The sequence below is a fragment of the Holdemania filiformis DSM 12042 genome, from assembly GCF_000157995.1.
Lineage (GTDB): Bacteria > Bacillota_I > Bacilli_A > Erysipelotrichales > Erysipelotrichaceae > Holdemania > Holdemania filiformis.
Genome location: NZ_GG657579.1, coordinates 1 through 895, shown reverse-complemented (window position 1 = coordinate 895; position 895 = coordinate 1). Strand labels below are relative to the sequence as shown.

Sequence of the window (895 nt, the reverse complement as noted above, 5' to 3'; positions counted from 1 at the left end):
ACAGAGTTGCCTACACGGATTTCCGTCACGCAATCCGGGCGGCGGGCGGTGCGGTCATGCTTTGGGGTGTTGGTCATAGGCGGCTCTCCTTTCCATTTAGCAGCGTTTTCAAGCGTTTCATTTTTTCCTGTGCCGTGGCTTTTCTGAAATTCTCCCCGGTAAACCGGACGGGGGAACACATTTCAAGCAGACGGTCATAAATGCGGGCGTGGGCGGTGTCCTCCGGGTGCTGCAAGTCCTCCAGCGTGAGATTGGTCGTAACGATTAGCGGCTTGTTGCTGCGGTATCGGCTGTCAATCACGTTGTAGACCTGCTCTAAACCGTATTCCGTCCCCCGTTCCATGCCGAAATCGTCAAGAATGAGAAGCGGAAAGCTGCAAAGACGGGATATGTACTCATTCCTGTCCTTGAAGCTGGCGGCAAGGTCATTGAGTATCAATGCAAAGTTCGTCATGCACACGGCAATTTCACGCTCCATGAGGGCGTTTGCGATACACCCGGCGAAATAACTCTTGCCTGTGCCGACTTTGCCCCACAAAAGCAAGCCGATATTTTCCGCTTTCATCTGCTCCCAACATTCCACATAAGAACGGGCGTGCTTCATCTGCGGGCATTTCCCGTTGTCGTTGTCAAACGTCCATTCCCGCATAGCCGGATTGGTAAAGCCCCGCTGCTTCAAACGCTCAACCGCTTCAAGGTGGGTGCGCCGCTTCTCGGCGGCTTCCCGCTTTTCACGCGCTGCCCGCTGGCAGTCGCACTCTGCCGGGTGGCGGTCATGTCCCAGCCATGCGGCGGTTTCTTTGGGGAAGTAGGCTTCTTTGGGCTTGCGGCACTTCCCGCAGTATAAAAGCCCGTCCTCTCCGGTATAGTCCTCCGGCTCCGGCGTGGTCTGCGT

General features: G+C 56.0%; 1 protein-coding gene. It reads right to left on the bottom strand.

What is annotated here, in order from left to right; genetic code table 11:
* Positions 1-73: 73 nt before the first annotated feature.
* A partial coding sequence (locus HOLDEFILI_RS18060) for an ATP-binding protein (protein WP_006061399.1) occupies positions 74-895 on the bottom strand: 822 nt, incomplete at its 5' end.